Below are 19,864 nucleotides of genomic sequence, written 5' to 3' on the forward strand. Positions count from 1 at the left end.
TCATGAAACAGACGCTGCAACTCAAGACCTCACAGCACCTTGCACTGACGCCGCAACTGCAGCAATCGATCCGCCTGCTGCAGTTGTCCACGCTCGAGCTGCACCAGGAAATCGAGCAGGTCCTGAGCGAGAACCCGCTGCTCGAACGGCTCGACGATCCGCTCGACCGCTCCGTGCGGTTGCTGGCCGACGGCGCTATCAACAGCGCCCCGGCGTCATCGCAGGCAAGCGAGGCGCCGGCCGCGCAGGGCAACGGCGAGGAAGGCGGCAGCGCGCCCGCCGAGAACGCCAATGGCGAAGCGAATGACGCCGGCGGCGAGGGCGGAGAAAGCGGCGGCGAAGGCGGCGAGGACTGGGGCGAATACGGCCGCAGCAGCGGCAGCGGCGGCGAGGACGAGGACGGCCGCCCGCAGCTGGAAGCGAGCCCCGTCACCCTGCGCGAGCATTTGATGGAACAGGTGCGCCTGACGTGCTGCGCGGCGCGCGACTGCGCGCTCGTGGAACTCGTCGTCGACGCGCTCGACGACAACGGCTACCTGGAAGAACCGCTGGAAGACATCCACGCGCGCCTGCCGGAAGAACTCGAGATCGAGTTCGACGAATTGCGCACGGCGCTCGCCATGGTGCAGAGCATGGACCCGCCCGGCGTGGGCGCGCGCAGCGCGGCCGAGTGCCTGGCGCTGCAGATCCGCCGCATGCCCGGCGTGCCGATGGTGACGCGGCGCATGGCGCTCGTCATCGTCGAAAAATACCTGACGTGGTTCGCGCAGCGCGAATTCAACAAGCTGAAGAAGGCGCTCGATTGCGACGACGAAGACCTGCGCGAAGCCCAGGCCGTCATCCGCCAGTGCAATCCGCATCCGGGCGCGGCGTTCGCGTCGGACGTGTCGGACTTCGTCGTGCCCGACGTGATCGTGCGCCGCGCCAAGGATGGCTGGAGCGTGCTGCTGAATCCGGAAGTGATGCCGCGCCTGCGCGTGAACAGCCTGTACGCGTCGCTGATGAAGCAGGGCAAATCGGAAACACAGATGAACGCGCAGTTGCAGGAAGCCAAGTGGCTCATCAAGAACATGCGCCAGCGCTTCGACACGATCCTGCGTGTAGCCCAAGCAATTGTCGATCGCCAGCGCAACTTTTTTTCCCATGGCGCAGTCGCGATGCGGCCCCTTGTTTTACGTGAGATAGCTGATACACTAGGTCTACACGAGAGCACAATTTCTCGAGTCACAACTCAGAAATATATGCTGACCCCGCACGGCATGTTCGAGTTGAAGTATTTCTTCGGGAGTCACGTTGCCACCGAAGCGGGAGGCGAAGCATCGTCGACGGCAATACGGGCCCTCATCGTACAACTCACAGGAGCAGAAGACCCCAAGAATCCATTATCCGATAGCAAGATCGCGGAGATGCTAGGGGAACAGGGAATGGTCATCGCGCGACGCACGGTCGCAAAATACCGTGAGGCGCTGAAAATCCCGCCCGTCAGTCTCCGCAAATCCTTGTAACAAACACTGTCCCATTGCGCTAGATGCGCGCACGGCAGGCAGTGCATCTTCAAAGGAGTGTGTATGAATCTCACAATCAGCGGACATCATCTCGATGTAACTCCAGCCATCCGAGAATACGTACAGAACAAGCTCGAACGCATCACCCGTCATTTCGATCAAGTGATCGACTCCCATGTCATCCTCTGCATCGACAATCTCACCGAGAAAGAAAAACGCCAGAAAGCCGAGATCAACCTGCGTCTCGCGGGCAAGATCGTCCATGTCGCCAGTGCCGCGCACGATCTATACGCCGCGATCGACATGTTGATGGACCGCCTGGACCGCCAGGTCGTCAAGTACAAGCAAATGCTCAAGGACCATGACAACGCGTGTATCAAGCGCATGTCCGAGGGTGGGGAGGAAGAGCCCGCCGCAGCGTGATGCCACGCTTGCAGTAGGACCATGAACGAAGGGCGCATCGGCGCCCTTTTCGTTTTTCTGGACGCTACAATGCTGGTCTGATTATTTCAATAACAACGAGACATGACTGCACACGTTCTGACGCGGGTTGCCAACCGCACCGGCATCATCACCCTGGACCGCCCAAAGGCGCTGAACTCGCTGTCGCTGGACATGGTCCGCGCGCTCACCGCCACGCTGCTCGCCTGGCGTAATGACGCCGGCATCGACGCCGTCGTCATCGGGAGCAGCAGCGAAAAGGCCTTGTGCGCCGGCGGCGACATCCGCTTTTTCCACGAGGCCGGCAAAGCCACGCCGCAGACCGGCAGCCCGCTGCTGGAAGATTTCTTCACCGAAGAATACGCGCTCAACCACCTCATTCACTTCTATCCGAAGCCGTACATTGCGCTGATGGATGGCGTCGTGATGGGCGGCGGGATGGGCATCGCGCAGGGCGGGCCGGATTGCGGCCTGCGCATCGTGACGGAGCGCTCGAAGATCGCCATGCCCGAGGTGAACATCGGGCTGTTCCCGGACGTGGGCGGCAGTCATTTCCTGTCGCATGCACCGGGCCGCCTGGGCCACTATCTCGGCGTGACGGGCGCGACCATCGGCGCGGCCGATGCGATCTACGTCGGCCTGGCCGACGTGTTCGTGCCGGGCGCGCAGCTGGATGCGCTGCGCGCGCTGATCGAGACGACGCCGGGGGCGGAATTGCCCGCCGCGATCCGCGCGTTCGCCGCGCCGTTCCCGGCTGGCGCGAGCGAACTGGAAGCGCAGCGCGACGCGATCGACCGCCATTTCGGCGCGGACTCCGTCGCGGCCGTGATGGCGTCGCTGGAGACGGATGCGAGCCCGTTCGCGCAAAAGACGCTGGCCACGCTGCGCCAGCGCTCGCCGCTGATGATGTCCGTGACGCGCGAGATGCTCGTGCGCGGGGAAGCGCTTGGCGTGGCGGACTGCCTGCGCATGGAGCGCTCGCTCGTGCGCCGCACGTTCGAACACGGCGAAGTGCTCGAAGGCGTGCGCGCGCTCGTGATCGACAAGGACAATGCGCCGCGTTGGAATCCGCCCACGCTCGATGCGGTCACGCCGGAGATGGTCGCGTGGTTCTTCGCGCCCGTCTGGCCCGGGCACGCGCATCCACTCCGCGATTTGTGATCGCGCTGCGCTTCGAATCCGAGCTGGCTGCCGCGCCGGACACGGTGTGGCGCCGGGTCACGTCCGTCGAGGGCATCGCCGACGAGATGACGCCGCTGCTGCGCATGACGTTCCCGCGCGGGATGTGGACGCTGCCGGGGGATGTCGTGCCGGGACAGCGCCTGTGCCGCAGCTGGCTGTTGTTGTTGCGCGTGCTGCCCATCGACCGGAGCGACCTCGCGCTCGTCGAACTCGAGCCGGGCCGGCGTTTTTTGGAGCGCTCGCCGATGCTGTCGATGGCGTTCTGGCAGCACGAGCGCATCGTCGCGCCGTCGGCGCGGGGCACGCGGGTCGTCGACAACCTGACGTTCCGTTCGCGCCTGCTGCCGCGCGTGCTCGCGCGCGCGAGCGTGGCGCTGTTGTTCCGCCATCGCCATGCGCGGCTGCGCCGGCGCTTCGGCATCGGCTGAATTCGCGTTGGCCGTATCAGGGCTGCTCGCGGTGGCGCACGACGACCCGTTCCGTGTCGCTGAAATACGCGCCGAGCCGTTCCGCCATGTACACGGAGCGGTGCTGGCCGCCCGTGCAACCGACGGCCACGGTGAGATAGCTGCGGTTGTCCTTCTTGAACGACGGCAGCCACTTGGCGATGAACGCGCGGATGTCGGACAGCAGCTCGGCCGCCTGCGGCTGGGCGTCGAGGAAGGCGATCACGGGCGCGTCCCTGCCGTTCAGCGGGCGCAAGGTGAGGTCGTAATACGGATTCGGCACGGCGCGCACGTCGAACACGAAGTCGGCATCGAGCGGCACACCGCGCTTGAATGCGAACGATTCGAAATACAGCGTCAGCGGCGCGTAGGTGACCTCGGCCAGTTCCTTGATCCACGCGCGCAGCTTGTTGGCCGACAGTTCGGACGTGTCGATCACGTGGCCCATCTTCTCGATCTGCCCCAGCCGGTCGCGTTCTTCCGAAATGCATTCGATCAGCGTGCGGCGCGACGCCGGGTTCTCGCCCGGGCGCAGTTCGTGCGACAGCGGGTGGCTGCGGCGCGTCTCGGAAAAACGGGCCACGAGCGAGTGCGTGCTGGCCGTCAGGAAGATCACCTTGACCTGGTGGCCTTCCTCCCGCAGCGCAGCGACCGTCGTCGGCAGTTCGGCCAGGGACTCCGCGCTGCGCGCATCGACGGCGACGGCGATGCGCCTGGTTTCGTCGCCTTCGATACTGCCGACGAGCGCCGGCAGCAGGGCGGGGGGCAGGTTGTCGACGCAATAGTAGCCAGCGTCTTCGAGGACGTTCAGGGCGACGGATTTACCGGAGCCCGAGATACCGGTGATGAGTAGGATGCGCATGGCGCGATGATAGCATCGGCAAGTCTTTGCCGCATCGCACAAGGCTTATGGATGAGGTATTTGCAACAGCGTCAGTCGCTGCTCATCGCCTGTCTTTGCCTTTCCATGAACTCCTGCAGCGTATCGATCCCGCGCAGCTGCAGGATCGTATTGCGCACCGCAGCTTCCAGCAGCACCGCGATGTTGCGGCCGGCCGCGACGGGAATGACCACTTTGCGGATCGGCAGGCCCAGCACGTCCTCGGTGGGGAAGTGGAAGGGCAGGCGTTCGACTTCCTCGTCCAGCGCGCCCCGTTTGACGAGGTGGACGATCAATTTGAGGCGCATCTTGCGGCGCACCGCCGTCTCGCCGAAGATCGCCTTGATGTCCAGCAGGCCCAGGCCGCGCACTTCGAGCAGGTTCTGCAGCAGGGGCGGGCAGCGGCCCTCGATCATGTTCGGGGCGATGCGCGAGAATTCGACGGCATCGTCGGCGACGAGACCGTGCGAGCGCGAGATCAGTTCCAGGCCCAGCTCGCTCTTGCCGAGGCCCGAGTCGCCCGTGATCAGCACGCCGACGCCCAGCACGTCCATGAACACGCCGTGCATGATGACGCGCTGCGCCAGCTTCTTCGACAGGTACACGCGCAGGTAGTCGATGACCTGCGCAGCCGGCAGCGGCGTCGAGAACAGCGGGATATTCTGCTCGTCGCAGATGGCGAGGATGTCCGGCGGGGTGTCGAGACCCTGGGCGATGAACAGCGCCGGCGGACCGCCCGCGATCAGTTCGCCGATCAGGTGGCTGCGCGACCCGGATTTCAGGCGCTGGTAGTAATTCAGTTCCTGGTGACCGAACACCTGCATGCGGCCCGGGTGGATCAGGTTCAGGTGGCCGACCTGGTCCGCGGCGGAGACGGCGTCGCCGGAAATCTGGCGTTCTCCGCCCGGAAATCCGGCGAACCAGCCCAGTTGCAGGCTGTCGCGGTTGTCGTCATACAGCCGTTGGATGGTCAGCGGGGATTGCAGCATGGTCGCTTTCGCAAGGTCAGCCGAGGGCTTGCAGGCTCGGTTGCCAGTTGATGATGCGTTCGTAGACGGACTTCGGATCCGTGTCCGTGCTCAAGGCCGTGCGAATTGCCTCATCCGAAAACAGTTCCGCGATCTCCGACAGGATTTCCAGGTGCTGTTGCGTGACGTGGTCGGGGATCAGTAGGAAAAAGAGCAGCTTCACGGGCTGGCCGTCCGGCGATTCGAACGGGATCGGCTCGGCCAGGCGCACGAACGCGGCCAGCGGCGATTTGAGGCTTTTGCTGCCCTTGATGCGGCCATGCGGCACGGCGACGCCATGACCGAGTCCGGTGGACCCGAGACGCTCGCGCGCAAACAGGTTTTCCGACACGGTGGAGCGGGCGATGCCGCAGTTGTTCTCGAAGATCAGGCCGGCCTGCTCGAAGGCGCGCTTCTTGCTCGACACTTCGATGTCCAGCTGCACGTTCTCGAGCGAGAGGATTTTGCTTAGATTAGTCATAACACGCTTCTATTGCGGTGCACCTGGGTGCTTGCGAGCGGGAATTATAGGCCTGTTTTATGGCCGTGTAATTCGATTTTGCACGCCGTCCGATGCCTGTGTGATCCCTGCCGCAAACCTTTGCACAAGGATCCCGTACCCGGCTATCCGGCGAGCGCAATTTCCGCCACGAAATCCCGGGTTTCACGCATGAAACGTCTTCCCGGGGCCTCTTTTACCGATTTTTCTAGCGCTTGGTTGCCGTTTTACACATCCGGAAACATCGTGAAGGATGTCGCCGGAAACGTACACTGTAGATGGGGACGAACGATCAAAAATCACCCATCCGCATTGTTCATTGGCGCGCGGCACGCAAATTCGGCGGTTTGGCGGTGCTGAAATTGGCGCGCCACGGATTGATGTCCAGGCCGCCACGCCGGGTATAGCGGGCGTAGACCGCCAGCTTGTTCGGCTTGCACTGGCGCAGGATGTCCGTGAAGATGCGCTCGACACATTGCTCGTGGAATTCGTTGTGCTCGCGGAAGCCGATCAGGTAGCGCAGCAGGCTTTCCTGGTCGATCTGCGGACCGACGTAGCGGATCTGCACGCTGCCCCAGTCCGGCTGGCCCGTGACGAGGCAGTTCGATTTGAGCAGGTGCGACACGAGGGTTTCCTCGACCGCGGCTTCCTCGTGGTTGGCCTTGAGGAGTTCCGGCGACGGACTGTAATTGTCGATCTCGACGTCGAGGCGGTCGAGCAGGAGGCCGTCCAGCTCGCCCATTTTCAGCTTGTCGAAGTCTTCGGGCAAGGTCAGCGCCGCATGCACGGGCGCGCCGACTGCGGTCGACAAGTCTTCGCGCAGCAGGGCCAGCAGGGCGTCCGTGTTGGCCAGACGGGTCTGGTTGAACGAATTCAGGTAGAGCTTGAAGGATTTCGATTCGACGATGTTGGGCGAATCGGCCGGTACCGTGAAGGTCGCGATGGCGACCTGCGGCTTGCCGCGCATGTTCAGCCACGACAGTTCGTAGGCGTTCCAGATGTCGACGCCGAAGAAGGGCAGCGTGCCCGCCAGGCCGAGTTCGTCGCGCTTTTGCTGGCGCGGGATGGGAAACAGCAGCTCCGGCGCATATTCGGTCTGGTAGGCCGAGTTTTTGCCAAGAGGCGATTGATCAGGGGTATTGGTCATGGTGTGTACTCGAAGCCGGCCACAAGCGTGACGATGCCGGTCCGGCGGCGGCAAAGCGGCGTATCGTACACCTTTCCGGCAATCGTTGCGCGCCCGGTTAACACATCCAGTGATTGATGCCGGGGGCATCAATCACCGCGCCATGCATTACAGGAACAGCTTGTAGACCGGATTCGCGCTCTCGTCCCAATAGCGATAACCGAGCGTGGCGAGGAACTGGCGGAACTCGTCCATTTCGCCGGACGGCACCTGCAGGCCGACGAGGATGCGGCCCACGTCGCCGCCCTGGTTCCGGTAGTGGAACAGGGAGATGTTCCAGTTCGGCGCCATGCTGTCCAGGAAGCGCATCAGCGCGCCCGGGCGCTCCGGGAATTCGAAGCGGTACAGCAGTTCGTCGTGCGCGAGCCCGCTCTTGCCGCCGACGAGGTGGCGCACGTGCTGCTTGGCCAGTTCGTCGTGCGTGAGGTCGAGGGTGCGGAAACCGTGCTCCTCGAACGTGCGCGCGACGGTGCCGGACTCGCTGCGGCTGCCGATCTGCACGCCGACGAAGACGTGCGCCTCGCGCTCGTCGCTGATGCGGTAGTTGAATTCGGTGACGTTGCGCGGCCCGATCAGCGCGCAGAAGCGTTTGAAACTGCCGCGCTGCTCGGGGATCGTCACGGCGAACACGGCTTCGCGCGCCTCGCCCAGTTCGGCGCGCTCGGCGACGAAGCGCAGGCGGTCGAAGTTCATGTTGGCGCCGCACGCGACGGCGACGAGCGTCTCGCCGCGCACCGGATTCTTCGACATCTGCGAACGTTCCACGTAGGCCTTCGCGCCCGCGATGGCCAGCGCGCCGGACGGTTCGACGATGCTGCGCGTATCGGTGAACACGTCCTTGATGGCGGCGCACAGCGCGTCGTTGTCGACGATGATGATTTCATCGACCAGTTCCTGGCACAGGCGGAAGGTCTCGGCACCGACCAGGCGCACGGCGGTGCCGTCCGCGAACAGGCCGACGTCCGGCAAGGTCACGCGTTCGCCGGCCTTCAGGCTGCGCGCCATCGCGTCCGAATCGTTCGTCTGCACGCCGATGATCTTGATGTCGGGGCGGATCTGTTTTACGTAGGCGGCCACGCCGCTGATCAGGCCGCCGCCGCCGATCGCGAGGAAGATCGCGTGGATCGGCGCCGAATGCTGGCGCAGGATCTCGACGCCGATCGTGCCCTGGCCGGCGATGACGTCCGGATCGTCGAACGGGTGCACGAACGCCAGCTTCTGTTCCTTTTCTAGCATCTGCGCATGGTTGAACGCATCCGTGTACGACTCGCCGTGCAGCACGACTTCCACGTTGCTGCCGCCGAACGCGCGCACCGCATCCACTTTCACGCTGGGCGTGGTGGTCGGCATCACGATCACGGCACGGCAGTTCAGCCGCGCCGCCGACATGGCGACGCCCTGGGCGTGGTTGCCGGCCGACGCGCAAATCACGCCGCGTTTCAGTTGCGATTCCGACAGGTTGGCCATCTTGTTGTAGGCGCCGCGCAGCTTGAAGCTGAACACGCTCTGCATGTCCTCGCGCTTCAGGTAAATCTTGTTGTCGGTGCGCTTCGACAGGCTGGGGGCGTACTCCAGCGGGGTTTCGACGGCTACGTCGTAGACGCGCGCGGTGAGGATTTTCTTGAGGTAGTCGGTAGTCATGATCGGTGCGGGGCTGTTCGGGTTCCGGGGCGACGCTGACTGTCCTGCTTGGTGGGTAACCGAGGCGAGCAGTGCGGCACGTAAGCTTGGTAGAGCCTGGCGTACCGTGTCGTTGCGAGGTGTTTCTCCTCATTATAATGTACTCAACTTATCCGTCCGCCGTCCATCCTTTCCTGCCGATGATCGAATCCGCCGTCCTATGGCTGCTGAAATTCCTCGCCGTGCCCACCGTCGGGCTGACGTCGGTATTCCTCATCGCCTTCGTTTCCGCAACCCTGCTGCCGCTCGGCTCCGAGCCCGCCGTGTTCGCCGTCGTGAAAGCGAATCCCGCGATGTTCTGGCCCACCGTCCTCGTCGCCACCCTGGGCAACACGCTGGGCGGCATCGTCGACTACTGGATCGGCTACCGCGCCAAGGTCGCCTTCGCGAAGGAACGCTCGTCGCGCTGGTTCCACTGGCTCAAACGCTACGGCGCGAAGACGATGCTGCTGTCCTGGGTGCCGGGCATCGGCGACCCGCTGTGCACGCTGGCGGGCTGGCTGCACCTGCCGTTCTGGCCCAGCGTCATCTATATGGCCATCGGCAAGTTCGGGCGCTATGTGTTCATGACGGTCACGCTGCTGTACGTGCCGGACGGGTGGTGGAAGTGGCTGGGGGCGATGAGCAGCAAGCTGTTCGGATGAACGGGTCCATCCGGCGTGGATAAGATGCCTGTTGTTTCATCACGCCGAGTTTTTGCTGGAAAATCTTGCATTCAACCAAAACAAATTTGCGCGAAAGCGTCGTTTTCCGCCCGTTTCTGCTTTTTCGCCATTGCAAAAATTATTCCTTCCCCAGCGTGGTGCATCGCAATAAGCTAGAATAGAGAGTCCTACGCGTCAGTACGACAGTCGATCTCCCCATGAACGCTCCTGCCAATATCCACGCCCTGCTCGAAGAAAACGCACCCATCCGGCTGCGCGAAATCCCCTATAACTACACGTCGTTCTCCGATCGCGAGATCGTGATCCGTCTGCTGGGCGAGTCATCGTGGCAGTTGCTGGATGAATTGCGCGGTGCCCGCCAGACCGGGCGCTCGGCCCGCATGCTGTACGAAGTCCTGGGCGACATCTGGGTCGTGCGCCGCAATCCATACCTGCAGGACGACCTGCTGGACAACCCGAAGCGCCGCGCCAAGCTGATCGAGGCACTGCATCACCGCCTGGCGGAAGTCGACAAGCGCCGCCTGACCGTCGATGCCGGCGAAGCCGATCCGGCCACCGCCGCGCGCCGCAGCGCCGCCGTCGAGCAGCTGCTCGTCGCCGCGCGCAAGGCCGTTGACGACTTCGGCCGCGAATTCGCGGACACCTACGACCTGCGCAAGCGCGCCAAGGCCGTGCTGGGCCGCTACACCGACAAGCGCAACATCCGTTTCGACGGCATGCACCGCACGTCGCACGTGACGGACGCCACCGACTGGCGCGTCGAATACCCGTTCCTCGTCCTGTTGCCGGACTCGGAAGACGAGATGGCCGGCCTCGTGAAAGGCTGTATCGAACTCGGGCTGACCATCATCCCGCGCGGCGGCGGTACCGGCTACACGGGCGGCGCGATTCCGCTGTCGCCGATGTCGGCCGTGATCAATACGGAAAAGCTGCTGCAGATGGGCGAGGTCGAGATGACGCGCCTGCCGGGCGTCGACCGCGACTACGCGACCATCTTCACGGGCGCCGGCGTCGTCACGCAGCGCGTGTCGCAGGCGGCCGAGAAGGCCGGCTTCGTGTTCGCCGTCGACCCGACGTCCGCGCACGCCTCGTGCATCGGCGGGAACATCGCGATGAACGCGGGCGGCAAGAAGGCCGTCCTGTGGGGCACGGCGCTCGATAACCTGGCGTCGTGGCGCATGGTCGACCCCAACGGCGACTGGCTCGACGTCACGCGCGTCGACCACAACCTGGGCAAGATCCACGACGCCCCGGTCGCGACGTTCAAGCTCGAATGGACACACCCGTCGGAAAAGGGCGCGCCGAAAGGTGCGCCGTTCCGCACCGAGACGCTGGCCATCGAAGGCCGCCGCTTCCGCAAGGAAGGCCTCGGCAAGGACGTCACCGACAAATTCCTCGCCGGTCTGCCGGGCATCCAGAAAGAGGGCACCGATGGTTTGATCACGTCGTCACGCTGGATCCTGCACAAGATGCCGAAGTTCACGCGCACCGTCGCGCTGGAATTCTTCGGCCAGGCGCGCGATGCGATCCCGTCGATCGTCGAGATCAAGGATTACCTCGACAGCCTGCCGAAGAGCGGCAAGCCGGAATTCGCCAGCCTGCGCCTCGCGGGCCTGGAACACCTGGACGAGCGCTACCTGCGCGCCGTCGGCTATGCGACGAAATCGAAGCGCGGCACGCTGCCGAAGATGGCGCTGTTCGGCGACATCGTCGGCGACGACGAGAACGCCGTCGCGCTGGCCACGTCGGAAGTCGTGCGTCTTGCGAACACGCGCGTGGGCGAGGGCTTCGTCGCCGTCAGCCCGGAAGCACGTAAAAAATTCTGGCTCGACCGCTCGCGCACCGCGGCCATCGCGCGCCACACGAACGCCTTCAAGATCAACGAAGACGTCGTCATTCCGCTGAACCGGATGGGCGAGTACACCGACGGCATCGAGCGCATCAACGTCGAGCTGTCGATCAAGAACAAGCTGCAGCTCGTCGAGGAACTGCACGCCTATTTCGCGGCCGGGAACCTGGAAGTGACGAAGGCGGACGACGCGACGGGCGAAGGCGTGTCGAAGGAAGAGATCCTCGGCGACCGTCCGCAGCAGGCCGACGAGCTGCTGGGCCGCGTCGCGGCGCGCTGGACCTGGATCACGGCGAACCTCGACCAGCCGCTGGGCGACGTGCTCGACAAGCTCGCCGACGTCGGCCTCGATGGTCTCGCCGGCACGTTCCAGGCGCGCCTCGCGCAGCAGCCGGGCGCGAAGCTGTTCGACGTCGTGCAGGACCATACCGTGCGCGTCTCGTGGAAGCAGGAGATCCGCGCGCCGCTGCGCCACATCTTCAATGGCGCGGCCTACGAGCCGATCCTGGCTGAGGCCACCGCGATCCACAAGCGCGTGCTGCGTTCGCGCGTGTTCGTCGCGCTGCACATGCACGCCGGCGACGGCAACGTGCACACGAACCTGCCCGTGAACTCGGACGATTACGCGATGCTGCAGGACGCGCACAAGGCCGTCGAGCGCATCATGAAGCTGGCGCGTTCGCTGGATGGCGTCATCTCGGGCGAACACGGCATCGGCATCACGAAGCTGGAATTCCTCACCGAAGACGAGATCCGCGACTTCCGCGACTACAAGCAGCGCGTGGACCCGGAAGGCCGCTTCAACAAGGGCAAGCTGCTGAACAGCGAGACCACGTACGCCGACCTGCGCAACGCGTACACGCCGTCGTTCGGCCTGATGGGCCACGAGTCGCTGATCATGCAGCAGAGCGACATCGGCGAGATCGCCAACAGCGTCAAGGACTGCCTGCGCTGCGGCAAGTGCAAGCCCGTGTGCACGACGCACGTGCCGCAATCGAATCTGCTGTACTCGCCGCGCGACAAGATCCTCGCGACGTCCGCGCTGATCGAAGCGTTCCTGTACGAAGAGCAGACGCGCCGCGGCGTGTCGATCCGCCACTGGGAAGAATTCGAGGACGTGTCCGACCACTGCACCGTGTGCCACAAGTGCGTGACGCCGTGCCCGGTCAACATCGACTTCGGCGACGTCTCGATGAACATGCGTAACCTGCTGCGCAAGATGGACAAGCGCAGCTTCAAGCCGGCCCACCGCGCGGGCATGTTCTTCCTGAACGCGACCGATCCGACGACGATCAACGCGATGCGCAAGGGGATGATCGACTGGGGCTACAAGGCCCAGCGTCTCGGCGCGACCGTGCTGAAGGCCGTTGCGAAAGAGCAGACGAAGGCACCGCCTCCGACGACCGGCAAGGCGCCGATCCGCGAGCAGGTGATCCACTTCGTGAACAAGAAGATGCCGGGCAACCTGCCGAAGAAGACGGCGCGCGCGCTGCTGGACATCGAGGACGACAAGGTCATCCCGATCATCCGCAATCCGAAGGTCACCAACGCCGATACGGAAGCCGTGTTCTACTTCCCGGGCTGCGGTTCCGAGCGCCTGTTCTCGCAGGTGGGCCTGGCCACGCAGGCGATGCTGTGGGAAGTGGGCGTGCAGACCGTGCTGCCGCCGGGCTATCTGTGCTGCGGCTATCCGCAACGCGGCGCCGGCCAGTACGACAAGGCCGACAAGATGATGACGGATAACCGCGTGCTGTTCCACCGCATGGCCAACACGCTGAACTACCTCGACATCAAGACGGTCCTCGTCTCGTGCGGCACCTGCTACGACCAGCTCGCGACCTACGAGTTCGAGAAGATCTTCCCGGGCTGCCGCATCATGGACATCCATGAATACCTGCTGGAGAAGGGCGTCAAGCTGGAAGGCGTGACGGGGATGCGCTACATGTACCACGAACCGTGCCACAACCCGATGAAGCTGGGCGATTCGATGAAGACCGTGAACGCGCTCGTGCAGACCGTCGACAACGTCAAGATCGAGAAGAACGACCGCTGCTGCGGCGAGTCGGGCACGTTCGCCGTGAGCCGTCCGGACATCTCGACCCAGGTCCGCTTCCGCAAGGAGCAGGAAATGGTGAAGGGTGCCGACAAGCTGCGCGCCGACGGTTTCGGCGGCGACGTCAAGATCCTGACGAGCTGCCCGTCCTGCCTGCAGGGCCTGTCGCGCTACAACGACGATTCGGGCACCACGGCCGACTACATCGTCGTCGAGATGGCGCGTCACCTGCTGGGCGAGAACTGGATGCCGAACTACGTGGCCAACGCCAACAACGGCGGCATCGAGCGGGTGCTTGTATGACGCGCGTGGTGGGCTGCGAGCTGTGCGAGTTGTCCTCAGTTGCCACACCTTCGACGGTCGTCGACAACGACAAGTTCATAGTCATCCTCGTCGACGATGCCAACTACCCCGGCTTCGCGCGCGTGATCTGGAAAGACCATGTGCGCGAAGTGAGCGACCTCGCGGATGCGGATCGCCTGCTGCTGAACGACGCGGTGTGGAAGCTCGAACTCGCCGTGCGCGAGGTGATGCAGCCGCTGAAAGTCAACGTGGCGAGCCTCGGCAACGTGGTGCCGCACCTGCACTGGCACGTGATCCCGCGCTACGCCGACGACGCGCACTTCCCCGCGCCCGTGTGGGCGCAGGCGCAGCGCACGACGGACGAGGCGGTGCTGGTCGCGCGCCGGGCACTGGTGCCGCAACTGGCGGAAGCGATCAAGCGCCGCTTCATTAAGCGGTAAAATTCGCCTATCCACGTCGTCCCCGCGAAGGCGGGGACCCAATTTCGCAAGCGCCGACGTGATGCGCGCAGAACGTGGGCTCCCGCCTTCGCGGGAGCGACGGTAATTAACGCTCCCGATCCTATTATGCCCACCCCCACCAACCTCACCATCCGCCAGCAATCGAAGATCCTGGAAATCGCCTTCGACGACGGCGCCGCGTTCTCCATCCCGTTCGAGCTGATGCGCGTGTACTCGCCGTCGGCCGAAGTGAAGGGCCACGGCCCGGGCCAGGAAGTGCTGCAGGTCGGCAAGCGCGATGTGGGCATCCGCGGCGTCGAGCCGGTCGGGAACTATGGCGTCAAGCCGCTGTTCACGGACGGCCACGAGTCCGGCATCTTCACGTGGGATTATCTGTACAAGCTGGGCAACGAGCATGACGTCCTGTGGCAGGACTACCTGGGCCGCCTGCACGCGGCGGGGTATGAAGGCGACAGCGGCCGCGAGGCCAGTGCCGTGCCGGCGGCCGGGCCGAAGGGCGGCGGTTGCGGCAGCGGTGGATGTAGCCACTAAACGAAAAAAGCGCCGGTTTGCACACGGCGCTTTTTCGTTTACCGGCCTGGAATTACTGCGGCTGGATGTTTGCGGCCTGCTTGCCTTTCGGGCCGGAGGTCACGTCGAAGGTGACGCGCTGGTTTTCCGCCAGCGATTTGAAGCCTGCCGAATTGATGGCCGAGAAGTGTGCGAACAGATCGTCGCCACCATCGTCAGGTTTGATGAAGCCAAAGCCTTTTGCGTCGTTGAACCATTTCACGGTGCCAGTCGCCATGTGTCTCTCTCTCAAGAATTTTTTTAACAAGTAATGAAGTATCGCCGGCAGCACATGGTTAAGCGATAAACATCCCTGTTCCAGACTGTGCGCGAGCGAAAACCATTATAAGCAGAGTTTTAACAATCGGGATGCACGATTGTTATCGTGTGTGGTAAAGCCGACATTGACGTCGACGCAAACGTTTTCTTCGCGTTCGCCCGGGTAAGTCATCTTTAAGCCGGGCGGCGGACCCCCGCTTGTATAATGTGGCAAGACTAAACGGCTTGCTACTATGACCAACACCACCCATTTCGGCTACAAGACCGTCTCGGAAGACGAGAAGGTCCACGAGGTAGCCAAGGTATTCCACTCGGTCGCGTCCAAATACGACGTGATGAACGACCTGATGTCCGCCGGCCTGCACCGCGTGTGGAAGGCGTTCACCATCGCCCAGGCGGGCATTCGTCCCGGCTTCAAGGTGCTCGACATCGCCGGCGGTACGGGCGACTTGTCGAAGGCATTCGCCAAGGCGGCGGGGCCGAGCGGCGAGGTGTGGCTCACGGACATCAACGAGTCGATGCTGCGCGTGGGCCGCGATCGTCTATTGAACAAAGGTCTGGTCACCCCCACCTTACTGTGTGACGCGGAGAAACTGCCGTTCCCGGATAATTATTTCGATCGCGTCAGCGTGGCCTTTGGCCTGCGCAACATGACGCACAAGGATCAGGCTCTGGCGGAAATGCGCCGTGTGCTCAAGCCGGGCGGCAAGTTGCTGGTGCTGGAGTTTTCCAAAGTGGCGGCGCCGCTGCAAAAACCGTACGACGTGTATTCGTTCTCGGTGCTGCCGTGGCTGGGCCAGCGCATCGCCAACGATGCGGAAAGCTACCGGTATCTGGCGGAATCGATCCGCATGCACCCGGACCAGGAAACGCTGAAGGGCATGATGGAAACGGCGGGCCTGGAAAGAGTACAGTACTACAACCTGACGGCCGGTGTGGCCGCACTGCACACCGGCATCAAACTTTGAGGTGAGCTGATGAAAAAGTTTTTGGCCAGCATGATGATCGCGCTGATGACGCTGTCGAGCGTCGCCGATGCGCGTCCGGTCGGCGGTGGCCGTTCGTTCGGCCGCCAGTCGCAGTCCGTGAGCCGCATGCGCGCACCCGCGCCGGCGCCGACGCCTGCCCAGCAGCCGTCGTACCAGCAGCGTCCGGCGCCGGCCCCCATGGCGCCGGCCCAGGTGCCGCAGAAGCGGCCGAGCATGTGGAAAGGCGTGCTGGGTGGTGCATTGCTGGGCCTTGGCCTGGGTGCGCTGTTCTCGCACTTCGGCATCGGCGGCGCGATGGCCAGCGCCCTGTCGTCGCTGCTGATGATCCTGCTGCTCGTGTTCGCCGTGATGTTCATCATCCGCATGTTTCGCCGCAAGGACACGCCGGCCAACCCGACTTTTACGGGTTTTAACCAGAATCCCGTGCCGGCCTCGGCCACGCCGGAAATCGGTTCGGGCCTGAACAATGCCTATGCCGGCAACCAGGGCGGCTTCCAGTCGGGCTTCTCGAATGCGCCGTCGCTCGACAAGGCGGCGCCCGCGCACGAGCAGTGGGGCGTGCCGGCAGGGTTCGACACGGAAGCGTTCCTGCGCCACGCCAGGTCCTCGTTCATCCGCATGCAAGCGGCCTGGGACCGCGGCGACCTCGCCGACCTGCGCGAATTCACGTCGCCCGAGGTGTACGCCGAACTGTCGCTGCAGATCCAGGAACGGGGCGGCCAGCCGGACTACACGGAAGTCGTCAACATCGATTCGCAGCTGCTGGGCATCGAGACGACCGACCGCGATTACCTGGCGAGCGTCCAGTTCAACGGCATGATCCGCAACGCGCCGGGCGCGGCGCCGGAACCGTTCGTCGAAGTCTGGAACCTGGCCAAGCCGCTGGCCGGCAACGGCGGCTGGGTCCTGGCGGGCATTCAGCAGATCACTTGAAATTTTCGCAAGAAAAGTTCCGTGCTCCAGGGTTTATGCTCTGGTGAACTGGTAAGATCGAAACCGCCCGACCTATGCCGGGCGGTTTTATTTTGTGAGCACAAAACACGTCATGTCTTCGACTCCCTCTTTCCTGTCGCCGTCGGCCCCGGCCGTAGCGACGATCAATCACCTGCTGGCACAGGAAGCGTGGGCGCGCGACGCGCTGATGCGCCATGCCGGCAAGACCGCCGTCATCGATACCGGGCACCTCGCCCTGCGCATGCGCGTCGCGCGCGACGGCATGCTCGAGACGGCGGGCGTCGACGACCCGGCCAGCGTCACCATCCACGTCAAGCTCTCCGACCTGCCGCTGATCCTGCAGAACCGCGACCGTGCGTTTTCGTACGTACGGATCGAGGGCGATGCCGAGTTCGCCAACACGATCTCGCAATTGTCCAAGGGCCTGCGCTGGGATGCCGAGCACGATCTCGAGCGCGTGGTGGGGCCGATCGGCGCCGTGCGCCTGGCCGGCGGTGCGCGCTCGGCGGTGACGGGCGCGGCCACGGCCGGACGCCGGCTCGCGGAAAACGTCGCCGAATTCCTGCTGGAAGAACGCCGCGTGCTCGTGCGCCCGGCGACAGTCGATGATTTCGCCGACGACGTCGGCCGCCTGCGCGACGACGTCGAGCGCACGGCCAAGCGCATCGCCAAACTGGAGCAGAAGCTTGCCGCGCGCAGCATCGCTCCCGTTCCGACGACCCCTGACACGCCTTCGGACCACTGATGATCCTGAAATTCCTGCGCCTGCTGAAGATCTTCACCGTCATCGTCAAGTATGGCCTGGACGAGATCGCGATTTCCGGCCTCCACGTACCCCGTACCGCCCGCCTGATCAATACCGTCTTCTTCTGGCGCCGCATCACGTCGCCGCGCGCGATCCGCCTGCGTCTCGCGCTGGAAGAGCTGGGCCCGATCTTCGTGAAATTCGGCCAGGTGCTGTCGACCCGGCCCGACCTGATGCCGCCGGATATCGTCGAAGAACTGTCGCTGCTGCAGGACCGCGTGCCGCCGTTCGATTCCGACCTGGCCGTCGCCCAGATCACGCGTTCCCTCGGCGCCTCGCCGGAGACGCTGTTCGCATCGTTCGAGCGTACCCCGGTGGCATCCGCATCGATCGCCCAGGTGCACTTTGCCGAGCTCAAGAATGGCAAGCAGGTCGCGGTGAAGGTGCTGCGCCCGGGCATGAAGACCACAATCGACGAAGACATTGCCCTGATGCAGATGGCCGCCGGCGTCATCGAAAAGGTGTGGGCCGACAGCCGTCGCCTGAAGCCGCGCGAGGTCGTGGCCGAGTTCGACAAATACCTGCACGACGAGCTCGACCTGATGCGCGAGGCCGCCAACGCGAGCCAGTTGCGCCGCAATTTCGCGAATTCCGATCTGCTGATGGTGCCGGAGATGTACTGGGACTATTGTTCCAACAGCGTGATCGTGATGGAACGCATGAACGGCATCCCGATCTCGCAGACTGACCGCCTCGTCGCGGCCGGCGTCGACCTCAAGAAATTGTCCAGCGACGGTGTCGAAATCTTCTTCACGCAAGTTTTTCGAGACGGCTTTTTTCACGCGGATATGCACCCGGGTAATATCCTCGTGTCGATCGATCCGGATACGTTCGGGCGCTACATCGCGCTGGACTTCGGCATCGTGGGCACCCTGAACGACTTCGACAAGGATTACCTGTCGCAGAACTTCCTCGCTTTCTTCCGCCGCGACTACAAGCGCGTGGCCGAGGCGCACATCGAATCGGGCTGGGCGCCGCGCGAGACCCGCGTCGACGAACTTGAAGCCGCCGTGCGCGCGACGTGCGAACCCATCTTCGATCGTCCTCTCAAGGACATTTCGTTCGGCCAGGTGCTGCTGCGTCTCTTCCAGACGTCGCGCCGGTTCAACGTCGAAGTGCAGCCGCAGCTCGTGCTGCTGCAAAAGACCATGCTGAACATCGAGGGGCTGGGCCGCCAGCTCGACCCGGACCTCGACCTGTGGAAGACGGCGAAACCGTACCTGGAGCGCTGGATGGCCGAGCAGGTCGGCTGGCGTGGCATGGCCGAGCGCCTGAAGGCGGAGGCACCGCGCTTCGGCCAGATCCTGCCGCAGCTGCCGCGCCTCGTGCACCAGGTCTTGCACAAGCGGGCGTACAGCGACCTCGACATGGGCGACCTGATGGCCAAGCTGGTCGACCAGCAGCGCCGCACCAATCGCCTGCTGGCCTTCCTCGCCTGCGTGACGGGCGTGCTGACGGTGATCGTCGTCGGCCTGGAGGTCGCCGGGCACCTGCACTGGACGCCGTGATGGCGGCGCCGCCCGCTTTCGCCAGCCGCGATCCGCTGTCGCCGCAATTCTGGGACGAGCGCTTCGAGCGCGATTTCACGCCGTGGGAACGGGGCGGGGTGCCGGCGGCGTTGCGGCGGTTCGTCTCCGCATCGGCGCGTCCGTTGTCGGCATTGATTCCCGGTTGCGGCTCCGCGCACGAGCTGACGCTGATGTGCGAGGCCGGCTGGGACGCCACCGCCATCGATTTTTCGCCCGAAGCCGTCGCGCGCGCCCGCGCGCTGGCCGGACCGTGGGCGGACCGCATCCGGCAAGCCGATTTCTTCGCCTATGCGCCGGAGAAGCCGCTGGACCTGGTCTACGAACAGGCGTTCCTGTGCGCGCTGCCGCGGGCACGCCGGCCGGACGTGGCGCGGCGCTGGGCGGAACTGCTGGGGCAGGGCGGCCTGCTGGCTGGCTATTTCTTCTTTGACGATGTGGCGAAGGGGCCGCCGTTCGGTATCGCGCGTGATGAGCTCGATGCCTTGCTGAAGCCCGCGTTCGAGTGCATCGCCGACGAGCCGGTCGAGGATTCGATCCCTGTCTTCACCGGCAAGGAACGCTGGATGATCTGGCGGCGCTTGTAGAATCAGGCAAAAACGGCC

19 protein-coding genes are annotated in these 19,864 nt (G+C 64.1%); 13 read left to right on the forward strand and 6 right to left on the reverse strand.

The genetic code is table 11. From position 1 onward, the window contains the following. Positions 1-2 precede the first annotated feature (2 nt). The 4 genes from ASD28_RS09425 to ASD28_RS09440 all read left to right on the forward strand — a co-directional run bounded on the left by ASD28_RS09425 (position 3) and on the right by ASD28_RS09440 (position 3,556). The gene (locus tag ASD28_RS09425) at positions 3-1,505 is read left to right on the forward strand and encodes an RNA polymerase factor sigma-54 (RefSeq protein ID WP_056126634.1); all 1,503 of its coding nucleotides are present in this window, start codon (positions 3-5) and stop codon (positions 1,503-1,505) included. Positions 1,506-1,568: 63 nt separating this feature from the next. After that, a complete protein-coding gene (hpf, locus tag ASD28_RS09430) occupies positions 1,569-1,928 on the forward strand; it encodes a ribosome hibernation-promoting factor, HPF/YfiA family (protein WP_036238902.1) in 360 nt (119 codons plus the stop codon). Positions 1,929-2,030: 102 nt separating this feature from the next. Then, the gene (locus ASD28_RS09435; protein WP_056126636.1) at positions 2,031-3,107 is read left to right on the forward strand and encodes an enoyl-CoA hydratase/isomerase family protein; all 1,077 of its coding nucleotides are present in this window, start codon (positions 2,031-2,033) and stop codon (positions 3,105-3,107) included. Further along, the gene (locus tag ASD28_RS09440) at positions 3,104-3,556 is read left to right on the forward strand and encodes an SRPBCC family protein (RefSeq protein WP_056126638.1); all 453 of its coding nucleotides are present in this window, start codon (positions 3,104-3,106) and stop codon (positions 3,554-3,556) included. The genes ASD28_RS09435 and ASD28_RS09440 overlap by 4 nt, the downstream gene beginning before the upstream one ends. Positions 3,557-3,572: 16 nt before the next feature. On the opposite strand, the gene rapZ is transcribed toward ASD28_RS09440, so the two are convergent. The 5 genes from rapZ to ilvA all read right to left on the reverse strand — a co-directional run bounded on the left by rapZ (position 3,573) and on the right by ilvA (position 8,787). Then, on the reverse strand, positions 3,573-4,436 hold the full coding sequence (gene rapZ, locus ASD28_RS09445) for an RNase adapter RapZ (RefSeq protein WP_056126640.1): 864 nt from the start codon (positions 4,434-4,436) through the stop codon (positions 3,573-3,575). A gap of 71 nt (positions 4,437-4,507) precedes the next feature. Beyond that, on the reverse strand, positions 4,508-5,443 hold the full coding sequence (gene hprK, locus ASD28_RS09450) for an HPr(Ser) kinase/phosphatase (protein WP_056126642.1): 936 nt from the start codon (positions 5,441-5,443) through the stop codon (positions 4,508-4,510). A gap of 16 nt (positions 5,444-5,459) precedes the next feature. After that, positions 5,460-5,942, reverse strand: a complete 483-nt coding sequence (locus ASD28_RS09455; protein ID WP_056126644.1) for a PTS sugar transporter subunit IIA — start codon at positions 5,940-5,942, stop codon at positions 5,460-5,462. A gap of 334 nt (positions 5,943-6,276) precedes the next feature. Further along, positions 6,277-7,107 carry an NADPH-dependent 7-cyano-7-deazaguanine reductase QueF gene (queF, locus tag ASD28_RS09460; RefSeq protein ID WP_056126646.1) on the reverse strand — a complete coding sequence of 277 codons (831 nt, stop codon included), beginning with the start codon at positions 7,105-7,107 and terminating at the stop codon, positions 6,277-6,279. A gap of 147 nt (positions 7,108-7,254) precedes the next feature. Beyond that, a complete protein-coding gene (ilvA, locus tag ASD28_RS09465; RefSeq protein ID WP_056126649.1) occupies positions 7,255-8,787 on the reverse strand; it encodes a threonine ammonia-lyase, biosynthetic in 1,533 nt (510 codons plus the stop codon). A 179-nt stretch (positions 8,788-8,966) separates the two neighbouring features. On the opposite strand from ilvA, the gene ASD28_RS09470 reads away from it, so the two are divergent. From ASD28_RS09470 to ASD28_RS09485, 4 genes are all read left to right on the forward strand, one after another. Beyond that, positions 8,967-9,470: a YqaA family protein gene (locus ASD28_RS09470; protein WP_056126651.1), complete on the forward strand. Its 504-nt coding sequence runs from the start codon at positions 8,967-8,969 to the stop codon at positions 9,468-9,470. Between the two features lie 218 nt (positions 9,471-9,688). Continuing rightward, positions 9,689-13,696 carry an FAD/FMN-binding oxidoreductase gene (locus ASD28_RS09475; protein ID WP_056126652.1) on the forward strand — a complete coding sequence of 1,336 codons (4,008 nt, stop codon included), beginning with the start codon at positions 9,689-9,691 and terminating at the stop codon, positions 13,694-13,696. Next, the gene (locus tag ASD28_RS09480) at positions 13,693-14,136 is read left to right on the forward strand and encodes an HIT family protein (RefSeq protein WP_056126654.1); all 444 of its coding nucleotides are present in this window, start codon (positions 13,693-13,695) and stop codon (positions 14,134-14,136) included. Before ASD28_RS09475 ends, ASD28_RS09480 begins: the two co-directional genes overlap by 4 nt. Positions 14,137-14,262: 126 nt before the next feature. Beyond that, positions 14,263-14,688 carry a gamma-butyrobetaine hydroxylase-like domain-containing protein gene (locus ASD28_RS09485; RefSeq protein ID WP_056126657.1) on the forward strand — a complete coding sequence of 142 codons (426 nt, stop codon included), beginning with the start codon at positions 14,263-14,265 and terminating at the stop codon, positions 14,686-14,688. 52 nt (positions 14,689-14,740) lie between these two features. On the opposite strand, the gene ASD28_RS09490 is transcribed toward ASD28_RS09485, so the two are convergent. Next, positions 14,741-14,944 (reverse strand): cold-shock protein, encoded by a 204-nt coding sequence (locus tag ASD28_RS09490; protein ID WP_036238916.1) that lies wholly within the window; start codon positions 14,942-14,944, stop codon positions 14,741-14,743. A 274-nt stretch (positions 14,945-15,218) separates the two neighbouring features. Between ASD28_RS09490 and ubiE the strand changes: the two genes are divergently transcribed. The 5 genes from ubiE to ASD28_RS09515 all read left to right on the forward strand — a co-directional run bounded on the left by ubiE (position 15,219) and on the right by ASD28_RS09515 (position 19,846). Further along, entirely contained in the window at positions 15,219-15,953 is a 735-nt protein-coding gene (gene ubiE / locus ASD28_RS09495; protein WP_056126659.1) for a bifunctional demethylmenaquinone methyltransferase/2-methoxy-6-polyprenyl-1,4-benzoquinol methylase UbiE, read from the forward strand. A 9-nt stretch (positions 15,954-15,962) separates the two neighbouring features. Next, the gene (locus ASD28_RS09500) at positions 15,963-16,907 is read left to right on the forward strand and encodes a Tim44 domain-containing protein (protein ID WP_056126661.1); all 945 of its coding nucleotides are present in this window, start codon (positions 15,963-15,965) and stop codon (positions 16,905-16,907) included. Between the two features lie 112 nt (positions 16,908-17,019). Beyond that, entirely contained in the window at positions 17,020-17,673 is a 654-nt protein-coding gene (locus ASD28_RS09505) for an SCP2 domain-containing protein (RefSeq protein ID WP_056126663.1), read from the forward strand. Then, on the forward strand, positions 17,673-19,241 hold the full coding sequence (ubiB, locus tag ASD28_RS09510; RefSeq protein ID WP_056126665.1) for a ubiquinone biosynthesis regulatory protein kinase UbiB: 1,569 nt from the start codon (positions 17,673-17,675) through the stop codon (positions 19,239-19,241). The genes ASD28_RS09505 and ubiB overlap by 1 nt, the downstream gene beginning before the upstream one ends. Then, on the forward strand, positions 19,241-19,846 hold the full coding sequence (locus tag ASD28_RS09515; RefSeq protein ID WP_056126666.1) for a methyltransferase: 606 nt from the start codon (positions 19,241-19,243) through the stop codon (positions 19,844-19,846). Before ubiB ends, ASD28_RS09515 begins: the two co-directional genes overlap by 1 nt. The last annotated feature ends 18 nt before the right edge of the window (positions 19,847-19,864 follow it).

The sequence above is a fragment of the Massilia sp. Root133 genome (assembly GCF_001426525.1).
GTDB lineage: Bacteria > Pseudomonadota > Gammaproteobacteria > Burkholderiales > Burkholderiaceae_D > Telluria > Telluria orientalis.

Bases quoted from the DNA above. Each gene is read 5' to 3' on its own strand.
- ASD28_RS09515 (WP_056126666.1), top strand. From the start codon at position 19,241: ATGGCGGCGCCGCCCGCTTTCGCCAGCCGCGATCCGCTGTCGCCGCAA.
- rapZ (WP_056126640.1), bottom strand. From the start codon at position 4,436: ATGCGCATCCTACTCATCACCGGTATCTCGGGCTCCGGTAAATCCGTC.
- ASD28_RS09475 (WP_056126652.1), top strand. From the start codon at position 9,689: ATGAACGCTCCTGCCAATATCCACGCCCTGCTCGAAGAAAACGCACCC.
- ASD28_RS09485 (WP_056126657.1), top strand. From the start codon at position 14,263: ATGCCCACCCCCACCAACCTCACCATCCGCCAGCAATCGAAGATCCTG.
- ASD28_RS09425 (WP_056126634.1), top strand. From the start codon at position 3: ATGAAACAGACGCTGCAACTCAAGACCTCACAGCACCTTGCACTGACG.
- hpf (WP_036238902.1), top strand. From the start codon at position 1,569: ATGAATCTCACAATCAGCGGACATCATCTCGATGTAACTCCAGCCATC.
- hprK (WP_056126642.1), bottom strand. From the start codon at position 5,443: ATGCTGCAATCCCCGCTGACCATCCAACGGCTGTATGACGACAACCGC.
- ASD28_RS09490 (WP_036238916.1), bottom strand. From the start codon at position 14,944: ATGGCGACTGGCACCGTGAAATGGTTCAACGACGCAAAAGGCTTTGGC.
- ilvA (WP_056126649.1), bottom strand. From the start codon at position 8,787: ATGACTACCGACTACCTCAAGAAAATCCTCACCGCGCGCGTCTACGAC.
- ASD28_RS09470 (WP_056126651.1), top strand. From the start codon at position 8,967: ATGATCGAATCCGCCGTCCTATGGCTGCTGAAATTCCTCGCCGTGCCC.
- ubiB (WP_056126665.1), top strand. From the start codon at position 17,673: ATGATCCTGAAATTCCTGCGCCTGCTGAAGATCTTCACCGTCATCGTC.
- ASD28_RS09435 (WP_056126636.1), top strand. From the start codon at position 2,031: ATGACTGCACACGTTCTGACGCGGGTTGCCAACCGCACCGGCATCATC.
- ASD28_RS09500 (WP_056126661.1), top strand. From the start codon at position 15,963: ATGAAAAAGTTTTTGGCCAGCATGATGATCGCGCTGATGACGCTGTCG.
- ubiE (WP_056126659.1), top strand. From the start codon at position 15,219: ATGACCAACACCACCCATTTCGGCTACAAGACCGTCTCGGAAGACGAG.
- ASD28_RS09505 (WP_056126663.1), top strand. From the start codon at position 17,020: ATGTCTTCGACTCCCTCTTTCCTGTCGCCGTCGGCCCCGGCCGTAGCG.
- queF (WP_056126646.1), bottom strand. From the start codon at position 7,107: ATGACCAATACCCCTGATCAATCGCCTCTTGGCAAAAACTCGGCCTAC.
- ASD28_RS09480 (WP_056126654.1), top strand. From the start codon at position 13,693: ATGACGCGCGTGGTGGGCTGCGAGCTGTGCGAGTTGTCCTCAGTTGCC.
- ASD28_RS09455 (WP_056126644.1), bottom strand. From the start codon at position 5,942: ATGACTAATCTAAGCAAAATCCTCTCGCTCGAGAACGTGCAGCTGGAC.